Below are 20,024 nucleotides of genomic sequence, written 5' to 3'. Positions count from 1 at the left end.
GAGGCGGCCATGACCGACCCACTCGACAAGGCGACTTCCAGGCCACCCGCTACCGTGGGCGAGGGCTGTCTGAGTCGCTACGACCCGGACGCGCTGGATGCGCAGGATGGTACTGACTTTCCCGGTGCTGCCCAGTTGTGGGAACAGTTGCAGGATGAGAAGCCGCCCGCTGCTCCCGAAAAAGACGCTTGAGCAGCGGCTTGCCCACCATCAACAGAAACACTGGCGCACCGGCCAGCAGGTAGAAGTAGTAGGTCACTGCCCGCCAGATCAGGATGGCCGCCGCCGCCGTGGCGTTGCCCACCATCGGCGCGAGCAATGCCGCCGACGTCAACTCCGCCGCCCCGGCCCCGCCTGGCAGCAGGCTGAATTGCCCGGCGGTCAATGACAGCATCTGGATCAGGAAGCTCCAGGCCCACTGCACCTGCCCACCCAGGCCACGCAGCGCCAGGTACAACACGCTGTAGCGTAATAACCAATGCAGGCTGGTCAGCGCGAACACCCCGAGCAGAGTGCTCCAGGGCAATTTCAGCGTTTGGGTGAATGCCGCAAGAAAGCGCAGCAACCGGCGGGCCCAGCGCCGGCGGGTGCCGAAGCGCACCTTCATGGCCTTGAGTGCCCGTCCGGCCAGGCGAATCAGGCGGCGATGAAAGCGCACCACCAACACGCAGCCGACGATTCCACCGACCATCGACACGGCACTGAGCCCCAGCAGCCCTTCCAGGCGTGGGCTGAGGGTATGGAACAGCGCATACAGCACGATGCCCGCCAGTGCGCAGAAAAAGAACAGCAAGTCACTCAACTGGTCCATGGCAAACACCGCGCTGCCATGGGCGGGCCGTATGCCGTTGCGTGCCAGCAGTCCCATCAGCGTCAGTGGTCCGCCGCTGCCGCCTGGGGTCGCGCACGTGGCGAATTCGGTCGATATCACCACGCCCAGGCTTTTGCGCCATCCCAACCGACTGCGCTGCTGGCCAAGCAACAAGCGCAGGCGCAGGCTGTTGATCAACCAGCAGCCGATGATCATGGCAAACATCCCCAGTAACTGGGACAGGGGGAACTGGCGCAGGCGCGCAACGGTTTCGCCGCCACCCAGCCACACCGGGATCACCAGTGCGACCATCAGCGCCAACACCAGCCAGATCAGCCGGCGCATGGCAGCGTCGACAGCCACGCGGATTTGGTCTGTGGCGTGCGTCCATCGTCAAGCAGGCGCTCCAGGGTTTGCAGCCAGTAATCACGGGAAAATGCGTGACGCATATCGACGGGGTGCAACCCTAATCGGATCACCGGTGCGCACTGCCAGCGCTGTTCGCGTCGATCGCTCAAGACCCTGGACATGCCTCGGCGCCACGCACTGCGCGCGCTCCACACCAGGCCCGGGGCGTGGATGGGCGTGAAGTCAGGCAGGCGATACAGGTGCTGCGGGTCGCTGGTGTAACTCAGCGGTAGTTGGCGCAACGCCAGCCGCGTGCCCTGGCTCATCAACCAGGCGGGAGCGACAAACCCTTGCAGGGGCCAGTCATTGCGCTGGAATACCTCGATGCCGTCGGTCAAGCGCCGCAAGGCCTCGGCCTCGGACAACTGGTAGAACTCGCCCTCATGCGTATAGATGCGCCGCATGAACCATTGCCGTGGCGTACGCGGCCGGGGTTGGTCGTCGCAGTGGTAATACCCGTGCAAGGTGAGTTCATCGCCTTTGGCTACACGGTTGTCGAGCAGGCGGCGGAAGTCTGCATGGGCGGCCAGGGCGTTGTGATGATGAAAGTCCGGAACGACCAGCCAGGTGACAGGGACATTGCCGAGGGCATCGACAGCCTCGACAAAGGGCCGGTAATCGGCCCACGTGCTCGGCGCCACGTCGTGCAGCACCAGCATGACCGATCGTTCAACCATGGGCGAGCATCGGTTTTTGTGTGCCGAGCACGGCGTGGTAATGCCCCAGCAGGCTGTCCACCACCGCATCCCACGCGTAATGCTGTTCGACATGGCGCCGGGCCTGTTCTCCCAGACGGCGGCTGTCGGCGCCAAACAGTTCGCATACCGCATCGGCCATCGCCTTGGGGTTGTTGGGCGCGCAGAGCAGGCCGCAGCGCTCGTCGACAATCTCAGTGAAGGCCCCCGCCGCCACGGCGACCACCGGAATGCCGCAGGCCATGGCTTCCAGAATGACCAGGCCGAAGGTTTCCTGGTCACCGCCATGCAGCAACGCATCGGCACTGGCCATCAGGCGGGCAACATGATCGGCCGGGCGGAAGCCATCGACTACGGTGACATTGTCCGGCACATTGGCCGGCATGCCGGAACCCACCAACAATAAGTGATAGCCCTCGCCCAGGCGCTTCATGCAGTTGAGCAGCACCGGCAGGTTTTTCTCCTTGGAGCCACGCCCGGCGAAAATCAGCAGCCGGGTGTCTTCATCGATCCCCAGTTCGGCGCGCAGGCCGGGGTCGCGCACGGCGGGGGTAAAGATTTGCAGGTCGACGCCCAGGGGTTGCACGAAGACATTTTTCACCCCAAGCCCGATGAGTTTGTCGGCCATCACCTGGCTGGGAGCCAGTACCCGGTCAAAATTCCCATAGAGTTTGCTGACATAAGCTTCGACGTTGGGGGTAAACCAGGCGCCCATGCGGTTACGCACCAGCAGGGGGAGATCGGAGTGATAAAAGCCGATGACGGGCACATCCAGCTGGCGCCGGGCGTCCAGGGCCGCCCAGGCGGTCAGGTAGGGATCGCCGACCTCGATCAGATCAGGCTGCAAATCGTGCAGGACATTTCGCCAAGGCGCCAGGCGCAGCGGAAAGCGGTAGCCTTTGCCGAAGGGCAGCGGCGGCGCCGGCACCTCGAAAATACCATCGCGCTCACTCAAATGGGCTCCCGGCACCAATAGGCTGTGGCGAATGCCGGGCTTGAGCGCCAGGCGCCGGTGCTTGGCGTCCAGATAAGTACGCACGCCACCGCTGGCCGGGGCGTAGAACATGGTTATGTCAGCGATATGCACGATGAACATCCCTCCGATCCATTGCTCTCCTTAACGTGGACCTGAGGTAAGGATAGATGTTCGATCGGGATTGGTGTCGTGCTGCGTGTTCGAGCTTGAAATGATGGGGGAGGGGGCTTGCCCTGATACCAGTCAGTTAAGCGAACACCGCCCTCTGTAGGAGCGAGCAAGCTCGCGAAAAACGTCAACGATAACGCGTGCTTCCTGAATGAACGCAGTGCCTGTGAGTTTTTCGCGAGCAAGCTCGCTCCTACAAAAAGCCTTAGCTGACTGGTATCAGGGCTTGTTCCCGATGGCGGTGTGTCATCTCCCTCATCGGGGCATAGGTATCTACACACCTCCGTAGCACCTAACCGTAACCACGATGCGAAGTGAGCCGCTGTAAAAGCGGAACCGTTAGCAGCCGTTACCGCAGAAACGGATATGTACTCGGTCTGATCCATTATCCTGGCCGGCCCAGAGGCCGCCATCGGGGGCAAGCCCCCTCCCACATTTTTACCGAGTACCGCCAAGCTCCTCTGTGTATCAGATGCGGAAGCTGCCCACCAATTGCTTCAGGCGGGCGGCTTGCCGTTCAAGGTCGGTGCAGGCGCGCAGCGTCGATTGCAGGTTTTCCACGCCTTCCTGGTTGAGGGTGTTGATTTCAGTAATGTCCATATTGATCGACTCCACGACGGAGGTCTGCTCCTCGGTGGCGGTGGCCACGGACTGGTTCATCCCGTCGATCTCGCCAATACGCTGGGTCACGCTGTTCAAGCGCTCGCCGGCCAGGTTGGCGATTTCCACGCTGTCCTGGCTGTGTCGCTGACTTTCACTCATGGTGCTCACCGAGTCGCGGGCGCCGACTTGCAGTTCCTCGATCATCTTCTGCACTTGTTGCGCCGATTCCTGGGTGCGATGCGCCAGGTTGCGCACTTCATCGGCCACCACCGCGAAGCCGCGACCGGCTTCACCGGCACGCGCGGCCTCGATGGCGGCGTTGAGTGCGAGCAAGTTGGTTTGCTGGGAAATACTGGTGATCACTTCAAGGATCTGGCCGATGTTCACCGTCTTGCTGTTCAGTGCTTCGATATTGCTGCTGGAGGCGCTGATCATGTTCGACAGCTGGGTCATGGCCTTGATATTGCGGTCTACCACCTGCTGGCCGTCTTCGGCCAAATGCCGCGCATCACTGGCCTGACTGGATGCCTGCGCCGCGTTACGCGCGATTTCCTGGGCGGCAGCGCCCAGTTGATTGATCGCAGCAGCGACGCTGTTGGTGCGGTTGGCCTGTTCGTCTGAGTTGACCATCGACGAGTTGGACGCGCTGACCACCCGCAATGCCACTTCATTGACCTGCTCGGTGGCCGACGACACTTCGCGGATCGAGGTGTGAATGCGTTCGACGAAACGGTTGAACGCGGTGCCCAGGGTGCCGAACTCGTCGTGGTTCTGGATGGTCAGGCGCCGGGTCAGGTCGCCTTCGCCGTCGGCAATATCCTGCATGGCGCGGGTCATCACGTGCAGCGGTTGCAGCAACACGCGGATCAGCATGCCCAGCAACGCGATGATGATCACCACGGCGATGAGGGTGGCGATGACCGCCGACGTGCGGAACTCGGTGAGCATGGCGAACGATTTGGCTTTATCCACCGAAATGCCCAGGTACCAGTTTACCGATGGCAGGCCCTTGATCGGGGTAAACGTGACGATATTGGTCTTGCCATTGGCCTGCACTTCGCTGAAATCAGCGCTGATCTTCGGCGTGTCCTTGGGGTACACGTCAGCCAGGGTCTTCATGACCAGGGCCTTGTCCGGGTGAACTAGCACTTTGCCATCAGCGCTGACCAGAAACGCGTAACCCATGCCGCCCAAGTCCAGCGCGCCAACGTTGTCCACCAGGGTTTGCAGGCTCAGATCGCCGCCCACCACGCCGATGCTCTGGCCGGCCTTGGTACTCGGTGTGGCGATGGAAATAATCAGCTGCCCCGTGGCCGCGTCGATATAAGGCTCGGTCAGGGTCGCGCCGTTGCTGGCCTGGGCGCCCTTGTACCAAGGGCGCACACGCGGGTCGAAACCGTCGGGCATCTTGGTGTCAGGGCGGATGGTGAACGTGCCCTGGCTGTCGCCGACGTAGGTTGCCATGAACGATGATGTCAGGGCTTTCTGTTCCAGCAGGCTGGCAACCACGGACGGTTCGGGATTGAGGGCGATATTCTGCGCGGCGTTTTCGACCAGCGCGATACGCCCGGTGAGCCAGGTCTGAATACTGCCTGCGGTGACGTCGCCCATTTCATGCAGGTAGCTATTGAGATCGTCACGAATCGCATTGCGCTGAAGGTAGTCGTTATAGAGGGTAAACAACGCAAAGGCGGCGATGACGATAAGGGAGGCTGCAAGCAAAATTTTATGGCTGAAGCGCAGGTTTTTATTCATGGCTTGTAGGGTCCGCTAAGGTCTTGATATCCAGGGCGCGCCCTGTACAAGAGGCGCAAAATGGCAGCGTTAAAAAAGGTGTGATATTTCTGGTGATAGCTCCGTTGGTCCATGTCGGAATTATCTGGCCGTTTTTTAGTCTTTGTCGGGCTTACATACGTCTATATCGACCTCGCGGCATTAAAGATTAACCATAGGTGACGAAATGCCTGACTCCACACAACTGCTTATCGGCGCCGGCCCAGATGGCCAGCCCATCGCCCAGCCCATGCGCCTGGCCAACCGTCACGGGCTGATCGCCGGTGCCACGGGGACTGGCAAGACCGTCACCTTGCAGCGCCTGGCGGAAGCCTTCAGTGATGCGGGCGTGGCGGTATTCGCCGCCGACATCAAGGGCGACCTTTGCGGCCTGGGCGCGGCGGCCAATCCCCAGGGCAAAGTCGCCGAACGCATCGCCGGGATGCCCTTCCTTAATTACGCGCCGAAGGCTTATCCGGTCACGCTGTGGGATATCCACGGGCAGTCCGGTCATCCGTTGCGCACCACCATCAGTGAAATGGGCCCGTTGTTGCTCGGCAGCCTGCTGGAACTCACCGACAGCCAGCAGTCGGCGCTGTACGCGACATTCAAGGTGGCCGACCGGGAAGGCCTGTTGCTGCTGGACCTGAAAGACCTCAAGGCATTGCTCAACCACTTGCGTTATCACCCTGAACTGTTGGGCGACGATGCGGCGCTGATGACCACCGGTTCCAGCCAGGCGTTGTTGCGGCGTCTCGCGGTGCTGGAGCAGCAGGGCGCCGAAGCCCTGTTCGGCGAGCCGGCCCTGCAGCTCGAGGATATTTTGCAGCCCGCCGGCGACGGGCGCGGCCGTATCCATCTGCTGGACGCCAGCCGCCTGGTGCATGACGCGCCGAAGGTCTATGCGACCTTCCTGTTGTGGCTGCTGGCGGAACTGTTCGAGCAGTTGCCCGAGCGCGGTGATGCGGAAAAACCGCTGTTGGCGCTGTTTTTCGATGAGGCGCACCTGTTGTTCGCCGACACGCCCAAGGCGTTGCAGGACCGTTTGGAGCAGGTGGTGCGGTTGATTCGCTCCAAAGGCGTGGGCGTGTACTTCGTCACGCAATCGCCGGGCGACTTGCCAGACACAGTGCTGGCGCAACTGGGCTTGCGTATTCAGCATGGCCTGCGGGCATTCACCACCAAAGAGCAAAAATCCCTGCGGGCGGTGGCGGACGGTTTCCGGCCCAACCCGGCCTTCGATGCCCTGGCGGTGCTGACCGAGTTGGGCACCGGGGAGGCGCTGGTGGGCACCTTGCAGGAAAAGGGCACGCCGGAAATGGTCCAGCGGGTGCTGGTTGCGCCGCCACAGTCGCGGATCGGGCCGCTGACCGAGGCTGAACGTGCGGCGTTGATCGCCAGTTCGCCGCTGCAGGGCCGTTACGACAAGCCGATTGACCGCGAATCAGCCTACGAGGTGCTGATGGCGCGTAAGGACTTGGGGCCGAGCGAGGAGGCCAAACCTGCGGCTCAAGCGCCCAGCTTCACCGACAAGGCCGGCGCGTTCCTGGGAACCGCGGCAGGCAAGGCGCTGAAATCGGCCATGCAGCAGGCCGCCAATCAGATGGGGCGGCAGTTGGTGCGCGGCTTGCTGGGCTCGTTGCTGGGCGGCAGCAAGCGCAAGTGAGGCTCAGGGTTTGGGCCTGGCATGGGCGGCCAGCCGTTGCAGGGCCGCGCGCAGCCCCGGATCGTTGATCCCTTCGGCCGTGGCCTGGAGGGTTTCGGCTGCATTGTCCGACAGGTCCATTGTATGTCCCGCCGTGCTGCGCAGCACGGTGGGCGGCTGGACCTTGAACTGGATACGCACCAGGCCGGCAAACTCATCGAACACCATCAATTGGCGCAGCAGGCGTTTTTGCTGATAACGCAAACGGGTCGCCCAGTGGCCGTCAGTGACAATTAACAGCAGATTGCCTTCACGCCAGGACGCCACATGACAGTGTTCGCGCGCGGCCGGCTGCAGCTGGCTTTCGAGCAGGCGTTGCAAATGCCCCAGGCGCTGCGCGTGGCCAAAGATGGCTCTCAACGGTTTGGCTTCGCGAAGCAACACGCCGGGAGCGCGGGCTGGAAGAGGGCGAAATGCCATGTTTAGACACCTTAGGTAACAGAGCGAGCATCTTAACAGAAAGCGCCTGTGGGCCCCGAACCCATGCATCGGCAGGGCTTTTCCCGTGAAATCAATAAGTAACTTCAGCGCTTGATGGGTTGAAAGTCCAGCAAAAGTCCTTATTTTAAACAAGCCCTCTCACAGCGCCGTGCCCGCATCCGGGAACAACGCCACTTTCCTCACCCACGATTCCGGGTAGAATGCGCGTTCGCATGCGGCCGTGAGGGCTGCTCGGGCCACTCACGGTGCGCCCTCCATCCCTATGTGTGGAAGAACCTGCCGATATGTTTGCGCCTTTGTTAAAGAAACTTTTTGGAAGCAAGAATGAGCGCGAAGTCAAACGCATGCTCAAGACGGTGCAGCTGGTCAATGCCTTCGAAGAGCAGATGGTTGCCCTGTCGGACGAGCAATTGCGCGCCAAGACCCAAGAGTTCAAGGCCCGCATAGCCAAAGGTGAAACCCTCGACAAGCTGCTTCCCGAAGCCTTTGCGGTTGCCCGTGAAGCCGGTAAGCGCGTCATGGGCATGCGCCACTTCGACGTCCAGTTGATCGGCGGCATGACCTTGCATGAAGGCATGATTGCCGAAATGCGTACCGGTGAAGGCAAGACCCTGGTGGCAACTCTGGGTGTTTACCTCAACGCATTGTCCGGCAAGGGCGTGCACGTTGTGACGGTGAACGACTACCTGGCTCGCCGCGACGCCAACTGGATGCGCCCGCTGTATGAATTCCTCGGCCTGACCGTCGGCGTGGTAACGCCGTTCCAGCCGCCGGAAGAGAAGCGCGCCGCCTACGCCGCCGACATCACCTACGGCACCAACAACGAATTCGGTTTCGACTACCTGCGCGACAACATGGCGTTCAGCATGGAAGAAAAATTCCAGCGCGAACTCAATTTTGCCGTGATCGACGAAGTCGACTCCATCCTGATCGACGAAGCCCGTACCCCGCTGATCATCTCCGGCCAGGCCGAAGACAGCTCGCGCCTGTACACCGAGATCAACAAGTTGATCCCGCGTCTGGAGCAGCACATCGAGGAAGTCGAAGGCGTGGTGACCAAAGAAGGTCACTTCACCATTGACGAGAAGACCCGTCAGGTCGAACTCAACGAAGCCGGTCACCAGTTCGTCGAAGACATGCTGACCCAGATCGGCCTGCTGGCCGAAGGCGAGAGCCTGTATTCGGCGCATAACCTGGGCCTGCTGACCCACGTGTATGCCGGCCTGCGCGCCCACAAGCTGTTCCATCGCAACGTCGAATACATCGTCCAGGACGGTCAGGTGGTACTGGTCGACGAACACACCGGCCGGACCATGCCCGGTCGTCGCTTGTCCGAAGGCCTGCACCAGGCCATCGAAGCCAAGGAAGTGCTCAACATCCAGGCCGAAAGCCAGACGTTGGCGTCCACCACCTTCCAGAACTACTTCCGTCTGTACAACAAACTGTCCGGCATGACCGGTACGGCCGACACTGAAGCGTTCGAATTCCACCAGATCTATGGTCTGTCGGTGGTGGTCATCCCGCCGAACAAGCCACTGGCGCGTAAAGACTATAACGACCTGGTGTTCCTGACCGCCGAAGAGAAATACGCGGCGATCATCAACGACATCAAGGACGGCATGGCCAAGGGCCGCCCGATCCTGGTGGGTACCGCGACCATCGAGACGTCCGAGCACGTGTCCAACCTGCTCAACAAGGAAGGCATCGAGCACAAGGTCCTCAACGCCAAATTCCACGAGAAGGAAGCCGAGATCATCGCCCAGGCCGGTCGCCCCGGCGCGCTGACCATCGCCACCAACATGGCCGGTCGTGGTACCGACATCCTGTTGGGCGGTAACTGGGAAGTGGAAGTGGCCTCCCTCGACAACCCGACCCCCGAGCAGATCGCCCAGATCAAGGCCGACTGGCAGAAACGCCACCAGGCCGTGCTGGAATCCGGCGGTTTGCAGGTGATCGCGTCCGAGCGTCACGAATCGCGCCGTATCGACAACCAGTTGCGTGGTCGTGCCGGTCGCCAGGGTGATGCCGGTTCCAGCCGTTTCTACCTGTCCCTGGAAGACAGCCTGATGCGTATCTTCGCCTCGGATCGGGTGAAGAACTTCATGAAGGCCCTGGGCATGCAGTCCGGGGAAGCGATCGAACACCGCATGGTGACCAACGCGATCGAGAAGGCCCAGCGCAAGGTTGAAGGCCGCAACTTCGACATTCGCAAGCAACTGCTTGAGTTCGATGACGTCAACAACGAACAACGTAAAGTGATCTATCACATGCGTAACACGTTGCTGGCCGCCGACAACATTGGCGAAACCATCGCTGACTTCCGCCAGGACGTGCTCAACGCTACCGTCAGCGCGCATATCCCGCCGCAGTCGCTGCCTGAGCAGTGGGATGTGGCCGGTCTGGAAGCTGCCTTGAAGAGCGACTTCGGGGTCGACCTGCCGGTTCAGCAGTGGCTGGACGAAGACGATCACCTGTACGAAGAGACGCTGCGCGAGAAGCTGATGACCGAGCTGCTGGCCGCGTACAACGAGAAAGAAGAGCAGGCGAGTGCCGAAGCACTGCGCACCTTCGAGAAGCAAATCGTTCTGCGCGTGCTGGACGACCTGTGGAAAGACCACCTGTCGACCATGGATCACTTGCGCCACGGTATCCATTTGCGTGGCTATGCCCAGAAGAACCCGAAGCAGGAGTACAAGCGCGAGTCGTTCACGTTGTTCTCCGAGCTGCTGGATTCGATCAAGCGCGATTCGATTCGCGTGCTGTCCCATGTTCAGGTGCGTCGCGAAGACCCGATCGAGGAAGAAGCACGTCTGCGTCAGGAAGCCGAGGCACTGGCGGCCCGCATGCAGTTCCAGCATGACGAAGCGCCAGGCCTGGATGCGCCTGAGGTGTTGGGCGAAGAGGTCGATGTGGCCCTGGCTCAAACCCCGGTACGCAATGATCAGAAGCTGGGCCGCAACGAGTTGTGCTACTGCGGTTCGGGTAAGAAATTCAAACACTGCCACGGCCAGATCGAATAAGATTTTCGCCTGACGCTGCAACATCCTGCGCCGCGACCGGCATCAGCCGTCGCGGCGTTTTGCCATTAATTCCCCGTCGACAGTGACGGCACACACATCCTCTCTCTCAAGGAGCGCATACATGGCTGTTGGTCTTGGTCCTTTGCCCACATTGCACCCGGTCGCCGGTTTTGAACTCGGTATCGCTTCGGCCGGTATCAAGCGTCCAGGGCGCAAGGATGTGGTGGTGATGCGTTGTGCCGAAGGCTCGACCGTCGCCGGTGTGTTCACCCTCAACGCCTTTTGCGCGGCGCCGGTGATTCTGGCCAAGCAACGTGTGGCCGGGTCGATTCGTTACCTGCTGACCAACACGGGTAATGCCAATGCCGGTACCGGCGAGCCTGGCCTGGTCGCTGCTGCGCGCACCTGCGCCAAGCTGGCTCAGTTGACCGGTGTAGACGCCAGCCAGGTGCTGCCGTATTCCACCGGCGTGATCGGTGAGCCGCTGCCGGTGGAGAAAATCGAAGGCGCCCTGCAAGCCGCGCTCGATGACCTGTCTGTGGATAACTGGGCGGCGGCGGCCACCGGCATCATGACCACCGACACCTTGCCCAAAGGCGCGAGCCGTCAGTTCGTGCACGACGGCGTGACCGTGACCGTGACCGGTATCAGCAAGGGCGCGGGCATGATCCGTCCGAACATGGCCACCATGCTCGGTTATATCGCCACCGATGCCAAAGTTTCCCGTGAGGTGTTGCAGCGCCTGATGCTGGACGGCGCCAACAAGTCGTTCAACCGCATTACCATCGACGGTGACACCTCCACCAACGACTGCTGCATGCTGATCGCCACCGGCCAGGCCAACCTGCCTGAAATTACCTCCACCGAAGGCCCGCTGTTTGCGGCGTTGAAGCAGGCGGTATTCGAAGTGTGCATGGACGTGGCCCAGGCCATCGTGCGGGACGGCGAGGGCGCGACCAAGTTCGTGACCGTTGAAGTCAACGGCGGCGGCAATCACCAGGAATGCCTGGACGTGGGTTACACCGTGGCGCACTCGCCGCTGATCAAGACCGCCTTGTTCGCGTCCGACCCGAACTGGGGTCGTATCCTCGCGGCCGTTGGTCGTGCCGGTGTGCCTGACCTGGATGTGAGCAAGATCGACGTGTTCCTCGGCGACGTGTGCATTGCCAGCCGTGGCGCCCGCGCCGAAACCTACACCGAAGCCCAGGGCTCGGCAGTGATGCAGCAGGAAGAAATCACCATCCGCATCGAGCTGGGTCGCGGCGAGTGCAGCGAAACCATCTGGACCACGGACCTGTCCCACGAATACGTGAAGATCAACGCGGAATATCGCACCTGAAAGTAGGAGCGAGCTTGCTCGCGAAAAACTCAACGCCACCGCGTTATCCAGGCTGTACGCGTTATGGTTGGCGTTCTTCGCGAGCAAGCTCGCTCCTACAAGGGTTATAACGAGAGGGAGCAGTGGCGGTGAAACGAGTGCATGTAGCAGCAGCGGTGATCCGCGGTGTCGATGGCAGGATCCTGCTGGCACGCCGCGCCGATACTCAGCATCAAGGCGGCCTCTGGGAGTTTCCCGGCGGCAAGGTGGAGGCTGATGAGTCGGTCGCCACGGCCTTGTCCCGCGAATTGCAGGAAGAACTGGGCATCCAGGTCACCACGGCGCGGCCGTTGATCCAGGTGCAACACGACTACCCGGACAAGCAGGTGCTGCTGGATGTCTGGGAGGTCTCGGCCTTCACCGGCGAGCCCCACGGCGCTGAAGGGCAGCCGTTGGAATGGGTGACGCCACGGGACCTCGTCAACTATGCGTTCCCGGCGGCGAATGCGCCGATTGTCGCCGCTGCGCGCCTGCCCGCCGAATACCTGATCACCCCTGGCGAGCTGGAAACCCCGACCCTGTTACGTGGCATCCAGAAGGCTGTTGCAGGTGGCATCAAGCTGATTCAACTGCGCGCGCCCAACGGCTACGACCCCAAATACCGTGATCTGGCGGTGGATGCGGTGGGCCTGTGTGCCGGCAAGGCGCAATTGATGATCAAGGGGCCGTTCGAATGGCTGGGGGATTTTCCCGCAGCTGGCTGGCACATGACCTCGGCGCAATTACGCAAATATGCGAGCAAGGGCCGTCCGCTGCCTAAGGATCGTTGGCTGGCGGCTTCTTGCCACAATGCGCAGGAGCTGGCGCTGGCGGAATTGATGGACGTGGATTTCGTCACGCTGTCACCGGTTCAGCCGACTCAAACCCATCCCGAGGCCCAGCCGTTGGGTTGGGAGCAGGCGGCCGAGCTGATCCGTGGGTTCAGCAAGCCGGTGTTTCTATTGGGCGGAGTTGGGCCTGCGCAGCGGGAGCAGGCGTGGGAGGTTGGGGCGCAGGGTGTGGCGGGGATTCGGGCGTTTTGGCCGGGGGATTGATGTTGCTTTGACGGGCGCTATCGGGGGCAAGCCCCCTCCCACACTTGATTTGTGAACACTTTAAAAATGTGGGAGGGGGCTTGCCCCCGATGAGGCCCTGCCAGACACCGGAAAATATCAGTGTGGCTTGGCCGCCGCCTGCCACAACACTTCAGCAACCCCCTGGCGCCTGGCAATCACCCTGGCCGCCACGAACAGCAAGTCCGACAACCGATTGATATACGCCAACCCCACCCCCTCCAACGGTTCCACCGCATTCAAATGCTGACAGCGACGTTCGGCACTGCGCGCCAGGCTGCGGCACACATGTGCCTGGGCGATCAGTGCTGAACCGCCGGGCAGGATAAAGTTCTCCAGCGGCCCCACCTCTTCGTTCCACCGATCAATGGCCGCTTCCAGCCGATCCACTTCCGCTGCAGTCAACGCTTTGTACACCGGCATCGCCAGTTCGCCGCCGAGGTCGAACAATCGATGCTGACAGGGCGTGAGCACTTCAATGACATCGTTCAATTCGGGGTGCTTGCCGCTCTGTTCTTCCAGGTTGGCCAAGAGCAACCCCAGCTGACTGTTCAGCGTATCCACCTCGCCAATGGCCTCCACCCTGGGGTGATCCTTGGGCACGCGGCGGCCGTCGCCGAGGCCGGTTTCGCCCTGGTCGCCGGTGCGGGTGTAAATCTTCGACAGGCGAAAGCCCATGGTCATTGCTCCAGTTGGGTGAGTTCAGCAGGGGATAATTGGCTGCCGGCCAGCGGCAGGCGCAAGGTGAAACACGTGCCTTGGCCGAGGGTTGAGTGCACTTCCATCTGGCCCTTGTGGTTATTGGTAATGATGAAGTAAGACACCGACAGCCCAAGCCCGGTGCCCTGGCCTATTTCCTTGGTGGTGAAGAACGGCTCGAAGGTGCGTTTGCGCACGTTTTCGCTCATGCCGATGCCATTGTCTTCCACCTGGATCTCGGCCCAGGGCGGGTTGAGGCGGGTGCGCAGGATGATGCGCCCCGGTTCGCTGTCGTCGTCACGCAAGTGAATCGCCTGGGCGGCGTTTTTCAGCAGGTTGAGCAGCACTTGCTCCAGTTCGTTGGCCGTGCCGGGCACCGGGCCCAGTTGCGGGTCGAACTGGCGGATGATCGCCTGGCCCTTGAAGTCAAAACCGATGGCCAGGTCGAAATCGTTACCGGCGATCTCCACGGCCTGGTCGATCAGGGCCGGCAGGTCGCAGGGGGCCATTTGCCGATTGCTGCGCCGGCTGAAGCTGAGCATGTGCGTGACGATTTTCGCTGCACGCGCCCCCGCCTGTTGAATGCCGTCGAGTAATTGCGGGACTTCGCGCGCTTGCAGGTAGCGGTTGACCGTTTCCAGTTCGATACCTGCCTGTTCGGCGTGTTCCAGGTTCCTGGGCAGGTCGGGTGACAGGCGGCGCCGGATGTTTTGCACGTTGTGCAGGATCGCGCCCAACGGGTTGTTGATTTCATGGGCCATGCCGGCAGCCAGGCCGCCCACCGACAGCATTTTTTCCGATTGCACCATCATTTCTTCCAGGGACAGGCGCTGGGTGATGTCGTCGATGCGGATCACCACGCCACGCCCGGCACCGCCCATCAACGGGTAGAACGTCAGGGCGTAATGCTTTGGCTCGTCGTCCTTGACCCAGGTGACCCGCTCGATCCGCTCCACCGTGTGCTGTTCCACCGTGGCCTTGATCTGCGGCAGGTACGGCTTGAGCGGTTGGAATGCGAGGAAGATCGGTTGATTGAGCGCTTCATCCAGGCGCGTGCCGGAAAGCGCAGTGGCTTCCTGATTCCACTGAGTGACGTAGAGCTGTTCGTCCAGGGCAATCAGCGCCGAAGGCATTGAGTCGATAATGCTGTTCAGGTAATTCTGAAAACCGGTGAGCTTTTTCTCGATTTTGCTGCGCACCTGGACTTCCAGTTCCAGCTTGCGGTTGGTATGGCGGGTCTCTTCAGCCAGGCCCTGGGCCTGGTCGTAGGCGGCCTGGGAATCATCCCGTGCACGTTTGAGCTGTTGTTCACGGGCCTCGATGCGCGACAGCATGGTGTTGAACGCTTCCGCCAGGCTGCCGATTTCGTCATGGTTGCCGGGGCCTGCGCGCAGGGCGTAGTTCTCTTCGCGCGTCACCTGGCGTGACAGTTCTTCGAGCTCATGGATGGGGCGGGTGATCAGGCGTTTGATCTGCCGGGCAATCACCAGCCACAGCAAGACGCTGAAAATCAGGATGCCCAGGCTCGCGGTCAGGGTGCCGGTATAGAACGCCACCGGTAGCTCACTGCTGGCCACCAGTAGCAAATGCCCTGACGGCTGGCCGGCGCGGGGCAGGCTGATGACCTGATTGCTACGAAACTCGGTGATGCGCCAGGTCTCGATATGCCGATAGTTGTCGGGCAGGTGCAGGCGGTCGCCGTGCTGCATCTGCGCCAGACGATTGCCCTCGCCGTCGTACAGAGCGGCGGCGCGCAACGGTGAATAGCTGGTCAGTTCATTGAGCAGCGCGTTGGCCTTGGCCGGGGATTGAAGGGCTTCGGCGGCGAGTGCCGGGTTGGACACCAGTCGACCGATGGCCTGCAAGGCCTGGGGCGCCATGCTTTCCTGGGAGATCCAGTAGGCGGCGCTGATAAAGGTCAGGTTGGCCACCAGTAATACGGTGGTCAGCAGTACCAGCAGGGCGGCCAGCAATTTCTGCCCTACCGGTAAGTTTTCAAGACGCTGGCGCAGTGGCATCAGGTTTTTCGCAGGCAATAGACATAAGGCAGGGTAGCGCGTGCCTCAGTCGCGGGGCAATCGGCGTGCAACCAAGTGCTCGATCAAACGCGCCTGCACCTGCTGCAGATGCGGCAGCACCCGTCGATGGCGGGCGGCCGCCTGGCAGGCGTAGCCCAGTAAGTAGCTGATTTCGGTACGCCGTGCGTTGGCCACGTCCTGGTACATGGACGAGTAGTTGGCCGCAGTGGCCTGGATCACCCGCTGCACTTCACTGTGCAAATCCTGCGCAGCCGCAGGCTGGCCGCACCACTCCAGCAGTTCGGTCAATTCGGCGCACAAGGTGGCGACTTCGCATTGATGAGCCTGCAGGCCTCCGTTGCGGCACTGGTAAAGCACGGTCAGCGGGTTGATCGCGCAATTGAGCGCCAGCTTGCGCCACAGTCGCGTAAGGATATCGGCGCTCCATTCATGGGGAATGGCAGCGGCCTGCAAGTCCGCCAGCCACTGCGGCGCGGTGGGGTGCGCCGTGTCCCCCAGCCAGGTGTAGCCGTGGCCGGCAAATACCACGCGCCACTCGCCATCGCGGAACGCGCCTTCGGTGCTGGAGGCAAAGATGCAACGCGCCTGCGGCAACTGCGCGGCCACCGCATCCTGGCTGCCGAGGCCGTTTTGCAGCAGGATCAGTTCCGCGTCGGGCACCAGGCGATGTTGCACCTGTGCGACGGCGCTTTGGGCATCGTAGGCTTTGCACGCCACCAGCAGGCGATGGATTGGTTCGGGACTGTCGGGCGTTTCGCCGGTGACCCGGTAGGTGTGCGCAATGCCTTGTTCAACCAGGGTCAGGCCCGCCCCCGACGCATAGCTGGCCAGGCGCGCCTGATCGCGCAGGATCAGCCGCACCGGCACACCCGCCCGCGCCAACCGCGTGGCCCAGAGGGTGCCCAGGCTACCGGCGCCGAGAATATGCCAGGTGGTCGCCATCAGTGTGTGCTCCTTAGGGTCGCCAGCGGTGAACGCGGCGAAAGAACCGCTATAATGCCCCGGCATTTTAGCTCGGGCGCGCTCCATCTCTACTGAGCCCGCCCCTTATATTGGAGAAATGACATGCCTTCGTTCGACGTGGTATCCGAACTGGACAAACACGAAGTCACCAACGCCGTCGAAAACGCCGTCAAGGAACTGGACCGTCGCTATGACTTGAAAGGCAAGGGCAGCTTCGAATTCAAGGAAAAGGAACTGACCGTCAACCTGACCGCTGAAGCCGATTTCCAGCTGGAAGCGATGATCGAAATCCTCAAGCTGGCCCTGGTCAAGCGCAAGATCGACGTGCAGTGCCTTGAAGTCAAGGACGCTTACGCTTCCGGCAAGCTGATGAAGCAGGAAGCCGTGCTCAAGGAAGGCATCGACAAGGAACTGGCGAAGAAGATCGTCGCCCACATCAAGGATGCCAAGCTGAAGGTCCAGGCTGCCATCCAGGGCGAGCAGGTGCGTGTCACCGGCAAGAAGCGTGATGACCTGCAAGAGGCCATTGCGGCCCTGCGCGCCAAGACCTTCGACATGCCGCTGCAGTTCAATAACTTCCGCGACTGATGGCAGTTTGGGGAACCTGTGGGCGTTTTTGACGTCCCACGGCGCAGAATCGGCGCCTACAATTGAGCCCTACGGGGCTCAATTGCGTTTTCAGGCAGTCAATCAAGCCGCATATCCGCTAAGACAGGAGAAGCTACATGGATTTAAACGCAGAAGTGGATCACTTGATCAAGACCTCGCAGTCCTGGATCCCGATGATCATGGAATATGGCAGCCGGGTACTGCTGGCCGTTATCACCCTGGCCATCGGTTGGTGGCTGATCAACGTGTTTACCCACCGCGTAGGGCGCCTGCTGGCGCTGCGTAACGCCGACCTGGCGCTGCAGCACTTCATCACCAGCCTTGCGAACATAGCGCTGAAAGTCATGCTGATTGTCAGTGTGGCGTCGATGATCGGCGTGGCAACCACCTCGTTCGTCGCCGCCATCGGCGCGGCTACCCTGGCGATCGGCCTGGCATTGCAAGGCAGCCTGGCCAACTTCGCCGGCGGCGTGCTGATTCTGCTGTTCCGCCCGTTTCGCATCGGTGACTGGATCGAAGCCCAGGGCACCTCGGGGACCGTCGACAGTATCCAGATTTTCCACACGGTGCTGCGTACCGGCGACAACAAGACCGTAATCGTGCCGAACGGCATCCTGTCCAACGGCATCATCACCAACACCAACCGCCAGCCGACTCGCAAGGTGGTGTTCGATGTAGGCGTTGACTACGAGGCTGACCTGCAGAAAGCCCGTGAAGTGTTGCTGGAACTGGCCAAAGACCCGCGCGTACTGGCCGACCCGGCCCCCGCGGCAGTGGTATCGACCCTGGGCGATAGCTCCATCACCGTTTCGCTGCGTTGCTGGACCAAAACTGCGGATTACTGGGATGTTGTGTTCATGCTCAATGAACTGGCGCGCGACCGTTTGAAAGCGGCGAACATTGATATTCCGTTCCCGCAGCGCGTTATTCGCGTGATGCAGGAAGCCCCGGCGAAGTGATAAGCAGTGCCGCATTTAAGTTGGCCGATGGGTCAGCTTAAACGCAACAGGGGAATAGCGTTATTGGATGGCTTGACTGAATAGTTACTTAGCTTGCTAGTTACTTGTCCGTTGAAATATAACTGCCATAAAAAAGCCGCTCCCTTGTAATAGGGGAGCGGCTTTTTATTCAAGGTCGAAACCTTAAGTCATCGTTGCAACGGCTTGCGCGATTACAGGATGTTCAGCGGGTAGTTCGCGATCAGACGCAGTTCGTCGATCGAAGGCGAACCGTAGTAAACGCCGTCACCGGAACGATAGGTTGCTTGACGCAGACGCAGGCTGAGGTTTTTAGCCGGGCCGCTCTGGATCACGTACTTGGCTTCGATGTCACGTTCCCACTCTTTACCGTTGCTGGTGGTGGCCGTGTTGGCGCCGCTACCGGTGACGTAACGGGTCATGAAGCTCAGGCCGGGAATGCCGAAGGTCGCCATGTTGATGTCGTAACGCGCCTGGTAGGACTTCTCGCCTTCGGCGTTGAAGTCGGAACGGGCGATGGAGTTGGCCAGGAACACGGTGCCGCCGCCATCTACGCCATAGCCGTAGTCGCCGTCGCCGGTAACCTTCTGCGCAGCCAGGGTAAAGGTGTGAGCGCCGATGGTGTACGCGCCCTGCAAGCTGAATGCGCGGTTGTCGAGCTTGGTCACGCCATCTTTCTCGGCGCGCTGCAGGCCGGCACCATCGCTCTTGGTGTCGTAGATGTTGAAGTCCAGCGCGAACGACTGGTCATCGCTCAGGGCGTGGGTCCAGTTCAGGTTGCTGTAGTACTTGCGGAAGTAATCTTCGGTTTTCGCGTAGTACAGGCTACCGGTGACTTCAGGCGTGAAGGCATAGACGCCGCCGACAAAGTCGGTCTTCGTCAGGCCCAGGCTGTCGTGGTAGGTCTGGCTCTGCGCGACGCTGGAAGTGAAGTGACCGCCTTCGAGCTTCAGGCCCTTGATTTCGTTGCTGGTGATCGAGATGCCCTGTGGCAGCTCGGGCAGCAGACGGCTGTCATCGGAGGCGAAGACCGGTGCCGTAGTGTACTGGTCACCGATTTTCAGCACGGTATTGGAGATACGGAACTTGACCGCGCCGCCGCCTTTGGAATATTCGTCTTGCGAGCGACCGTCGGAACCGGTGGGGAACAGGCCGGTGCCGGCGCGGCCCTTGCCGCTGTCGAGCTTGAGGCCCATCAGGCCGATCACGTCGACACCGACACCCACGGTGCCCTGGGTGAAGCCCGATTCGTACAAGGCGTTGAAGCCCAGGCCGGTTTCTTCGGCACGGCTCTTGGAGCCCGGGCCCGACGGGTTGTTACGGAAGTCGCGGCTGAAGTACAGAGCGCGAGTATTGATGCTGAAAGTGCTGTCTTCAACAAAGCCCTTGGAATCGTCCTGGGCGGACGCCATTGCGAACTGCGAGGTGCCTGCTGAAACAGCCAGGGCGATCATGCTCCACTTCATCACGCGCATCGTGATTTGCTCCTTTGGTTTTAGGAAGAGTACTGCCGTCCCACCTGTATTTTTATCTGGGCGGCTCTTTCTTTATTTGTGTCGGCGCAAAGTTATCTCACGCCGGCTCTATTGACGATACTGACTCAACTATCCTTTCAGCTTCTTTACGAGGCTGTCGTAAATTGCTAGCTCCGTGTCGCAAATCACAGCCCGGCTATCACCCGGCTGACAACTTCAATGTTCTCTTCAA

At 61.0% G+C, this 20,024-nt stretch carries 15 protein-coding genes; 6 read left to right on the top strand and 9 right to left on the bottom strand.

The genetic code is table 11. From position 1 onward, the window contains the following. Positions 1–49: 49 nt before the first annotated feature. The 4 genes from PspCFBP13528_RS19770 to PspCFBP13528_RS19750 all read right to left on the bottom strand — a co-directional run bounded on the left by PspCFBP13528_RS19770 (position 50) and on the right by PspCFBP13528_RS19750 (position 5,416). On the bottom strand, positions 50–1,156 hold the full coding sequence (locus tag PspCFBP13528_RS19770) for a lysylphosphatidylglycerol synthase transmembrane domain-containing protein (RefSeq protein WP_101219990.1): 1,107 nt from the start codon (positions 1,154–1,156) through the stop codon (positions 50–52). Continuing rightward, a complete protein-coding gene (locus tag PspCFBP13528_RS19765) occupies positions 1,144–1,896 on the bottom strand; it encodes a polysaccharide deacetylase family protein (RefSeq protein WP_137201291.1) in 753 nt (250 codons plus the stop codon). Before PspCFBP13528_RS19765 ends, PspCFBP13528_RS19770 begins: the two co-directional genes overlap by 13 nt. Further along, positions 1,889–3,010 (bottom strand): glycosyltransferase family 1 protein, encoded by a 1,122-nt coding sequence (locus PspCFBP13528_RS19760; RefSeq protein ID WP_137201290.1) that lies wholly within the window; start codon positions 3,008–3,010, stop codon positions 1,889–1,891. The genes PspCFBP13528_RS19765 and PspCFBP13528_RS19760 overlap by 8 nt, the downstream gene beginning before the upstream one ends. A 516-nt stretch (positions 3,011–3,526) precedes the next feature. Continuing rightward, on the bottom strand, positions 3,527–5,416 hold the full coding sequence (locus tag PspCFBP13528_RS19750; protein WP_137201289.1) for a methyl-accepting chemotaxis protein: 1,890 nt from the start codon (positions 5,414–5,416) through the stop codon (positions 3,527–3,529). 205 nt (positions 5,417–5,621) lie between these two features. On the opposite strand from PspCFBP13528_RS19750, the gene PspCFBP13528_RS19745 reads away from it, so the two are divergent. Then, on the top strand, positions 5,622–7,100 hold the full coding sequence (locus PspCFBP13528_RS19745; protein WP_065949319.1) for a helicase HerA-like domain-containing protein: 1,479 nt from the start codon (positions 5,622–5,624) through the stop codon (positions 7,098–7,100). A gap of 3 nt (positions 7,101–7,103) precedes the next feature. On the opposite strand, the gene PspCFBP13528_RS19740 is transcribed toward PspCFBP13528_RS19745, so the two are convergent. After that, the gene (locus tag PspCFBP13528_RS19740; protein WP_065949320.1) at positions 7,104–7,559 is read right to left on the bottom strand and encodes a DciA family protein; all 456 of its coding nucleotides are present in this window, start codon (positions 7,557–7,559) and stop codon (positions 7,104–7,106) included. A gap of 305 nt (positions 7,560–7,864) precedes the next feature. Between PspCFBP13528_RS19740 and secA the strand changes: the two genes are divergently transcribed. From secA to PspCFBP13528_RS19725, 3 genes are all read left to right on the top strand, one after another. After that, positions 7,865–10,600: a preprotein translocase subunit SecA gene (gene secA / locus PspCFBP13528_RS19735; protein ID WP_065949321.1), complete on the top strand. Its 2,736-nt coding sequence runs from the start codon at positions 7,865–7,867 to the stop codon at positions 10,598–10,600. A 121-nt stretch (positions 10,601–10,721) separates the two neighbouring features. Next, entirely contained in the window at positions 10,722–11,939 is a 1,218-nt protein-coding gene (gene argJ, locus PspCFBP13528_RS19730; protein ID WP_101219933.1) for a bifunctional glutamate N-acetyltransferase/amino-acid acetyltransferase ArgJ, read from the top strand. 128 nt (positions 11,940–12,067) lie between these two features. Continuing rightward, complete coding sequence (locus tag PspCFBP13528_RS19725) at positions 12,068–13,012, top strand: Nudix family hydrolase (protein WP_101219991.1); 945 nt, start codon at positions 12,068–12,070, stop codon at positions 13,010–13,012. A gap of 117 nt (positions 13,013–13,129) precedes the next feature. Here the strand turns inward: PspCFBP13528_RS19725 and PspCFBP13528_RS19720 are convergent, their stop codons facing one another. Genes PspCFBP13528_RS19720 through PspCFBP13528_RS19710 form a run of 3 tightly spaced genes read right to left on the bottom strand, consistent with a single transcriptional unit; the run spans position 13,130 to position 16,710 of the window. Continuing rightward, positions 13,130–13,708 carry a cob(I)yrinic acid a,c-diamide adenosyltransferase gene (locus PspCFBP13528_RS19720; RefSeq protein ID WP_065887594.1) on the bottom strand — a complete coding sequence of 193 codons (579 nt, stop codon included), beginning with the start codon at positions 13,706–13,708 and terminating at the stop codon, positions 13,130–13,132. Between the two features lie 2 nt (positions 13,709–13,710). After that, positions 13,711–15,747, bottom strand: a complete 2,037-nt coding sequence (locus PspCFBP13528_RS19715; protein ID WP_137201288.1) for an ATP-binding protein — start codon at positions 15,745–15,747, stop codon at positions 13,711–13,713. A 45-nt stretch (positions 15,748–15,792) separates the two neighbouring features. Further along, a complete protein-coding gene (locus tag PspCFBP13528_RS19710; protein WP_065949323.1) occupies positions 15,793–16,710 on the bottom strand; it encodes a putative 2-dehydropantoate 2-reductase in 918 nt (305 codons plus the stop codon). 123 nt (positions 16,711–16,833) lie between these two features. Between PspCFBP13528_RS19710 and PspCFBP13528_RS19705 the strand changes: the two genes are divergently transcribed. Together PspCFBP13528_RS19705 and PspCFBP13528_RS19700 are read left to right on the top strand one after the other, a co-directional pair. Continuing rightward, positions 16,834–17,319, top strand: a complete 486-nt coding sequence (locus tag PspCFBP13528_RS19705) for a YajQ family cyclic di-GMP-binding protein (RefSeq protein WP_003193880.1) — start codon at positions 16,834–16,836, stop codon at positions 17,317–17,319. Between the two features lie 137 nt (positions 17,320–17,456). Beyond that, positions 17,457–18,299 (top strand): mechanosensitive ion channel family protein, encoded by an 843-nt coding sequence (locus PspCFBP13528_RS19700; RefSeq protein ID WP_065949324.1) that lies wholly within the window; start codon positions 17,457–17,459, stop codon positions 18,297–18,299. A 212-nt stretch (positions 18,300–18,511) separates the two neighbouring features. On the opposite strand, the gene PspCFBP13528_RS19695 is transcribed toward PspCFBP13528_RS19700, so the two are convergent. Beyond that, positions 18,512–19,792 carry an OprD family porin gene (locus PspCFBP13528_RS19695; protein ID WP_065949325.1) on the bottom strand — a complete coding sequence of 427 codons (1,281 nt, stop codon included), beginning with the start codon at positions 19,790–19,792 and terminating at the stop codon, positions 18,512–18,514. Between the last annotated feature and the right edge of the window lie 232 nt (positions 19,793–20,024).

This window comes from Pseudomonas sp. CFBP13528, from assembly GCF_005233615.1.
Taxonomy (GTDB): domain Bacteria; phylum Pseudomonadota; class Gammaproteobacteria; order Pseudomonadales; family Pseudomonadaceae; genus Aquipseudomonas; species Aquipseudomonas fluorescens_AM.
Note: the sequence above shows the minus strand (reverse complement) of the source record. Positions and strands in the feature narration are given on the sequence as shown.

Excerpts from the sequence above, each read along its gene's own strand:
- PspCFBP13528_RS19765 (WP_137201291.1), bottom strand. The coding sequence starts at position 1,896 with ATGGTTGAACGATCGGTCATGCTGGTGCTGCACGACGTGGCGCCGAGC.
- PspCFBP13528_RS19770 (WP_101219990.1), bottom strand. The coding sequence starts at position 1,156 with ATGCGCCGGCTGATCTGGCTGGTGTTGGCGCTGATGGTCGCACTGGTG.
- PspCFBP13528_RS19715 (WP_137201288.1), bottom strand. The coding sequence starts at position 15,747 with ATGCCACTGCGCCAGCGTCTTGAAAACTTACCGGTAGGGCAGAAATTG.
- PspCFBP13528_RS19720 (WP_065887594.1), bottom strand. The coding sequence starts at position 13,708 with ATGGGCTTTCGCCTGTCGAAGATTTACACCCGCACCGGCGACCAGGGC.
- PspCFBP13528_RS19745 (WP_065949319.1), top strand. The coding sequence starts at position 5,622 with ATGCCTGACTCCACACAACTGCTTATCGGCGCCGGCCCAGATGGCCAG.
- PspCFBP13528_RS19710 (WP_065949323.1), bottom strand. The coding sequence starts at position 16,710 with ATGGCGACCACCTGGCATATTCTCGGCGCCGGTAGCCTGGGCACCCTC.
- PspCFBP13528_RS19705 (WP_003193880.1), top strand. The coding sequence starts at position 16,834 with ATGCCTTCGTTCGACGTGGTATCCGAACTGGACAAACACGAAGTCACC.
- PspCFBP13528_RS19740 (WP_065949320.1), bottom strand. The coding sequence starts at position 7,559 with ATGGCATTTCGCCCTCTTCCAGCCCGCGCTCCCGGCGTGTTGCTTCGC.
- argJ (WP_101219933.1), top strand. The coding sequence starts at position 10,722 with ATGGCTGTTGGTCTTGGTCCTTTGCCCACATTGCACCCGGTCGCCGGT.
- PspCFBP13528_RS19750 (WP_137201289.1), bottom strand. The coding sequence starts at position 5,416 with ATGAATAAAAACCTGCGCTTCAGCCATAAAATTTTGCTTGCAGCCTCC.
- PspCFBP13528_RS19700 (WP_065949324.1), top strand. The coding sequence starts at position 17,457 with ATGGATTTAAACGCAGAAGTGGATCACTTGATCAAGACCTCGCAGTCC.
- secA (WP_065949321.1), top strand. The coding sequence starts at position 7,865 with ATGTTTGCGCCTTTGTTAAAGAAACTTTTTGGAAGCAAGAATGAGCGC.
- PspCFBP13528_RS19695 (WP_065949325.1), bottom strand. The coding sequence starts at position 19,792 with ATGCGCGTGATGAAGTGGAGCATGATCGCCCTGGCTGTTTCAGCAGGC.
- PspCFBP13528_RS19760 (WP_137201290.1), bottom strand. The coding sequence starts at position 3,010 with ATGTTCATCGTGCATATCGCTGACATAACCATGTTCTACGCCCCGGCC.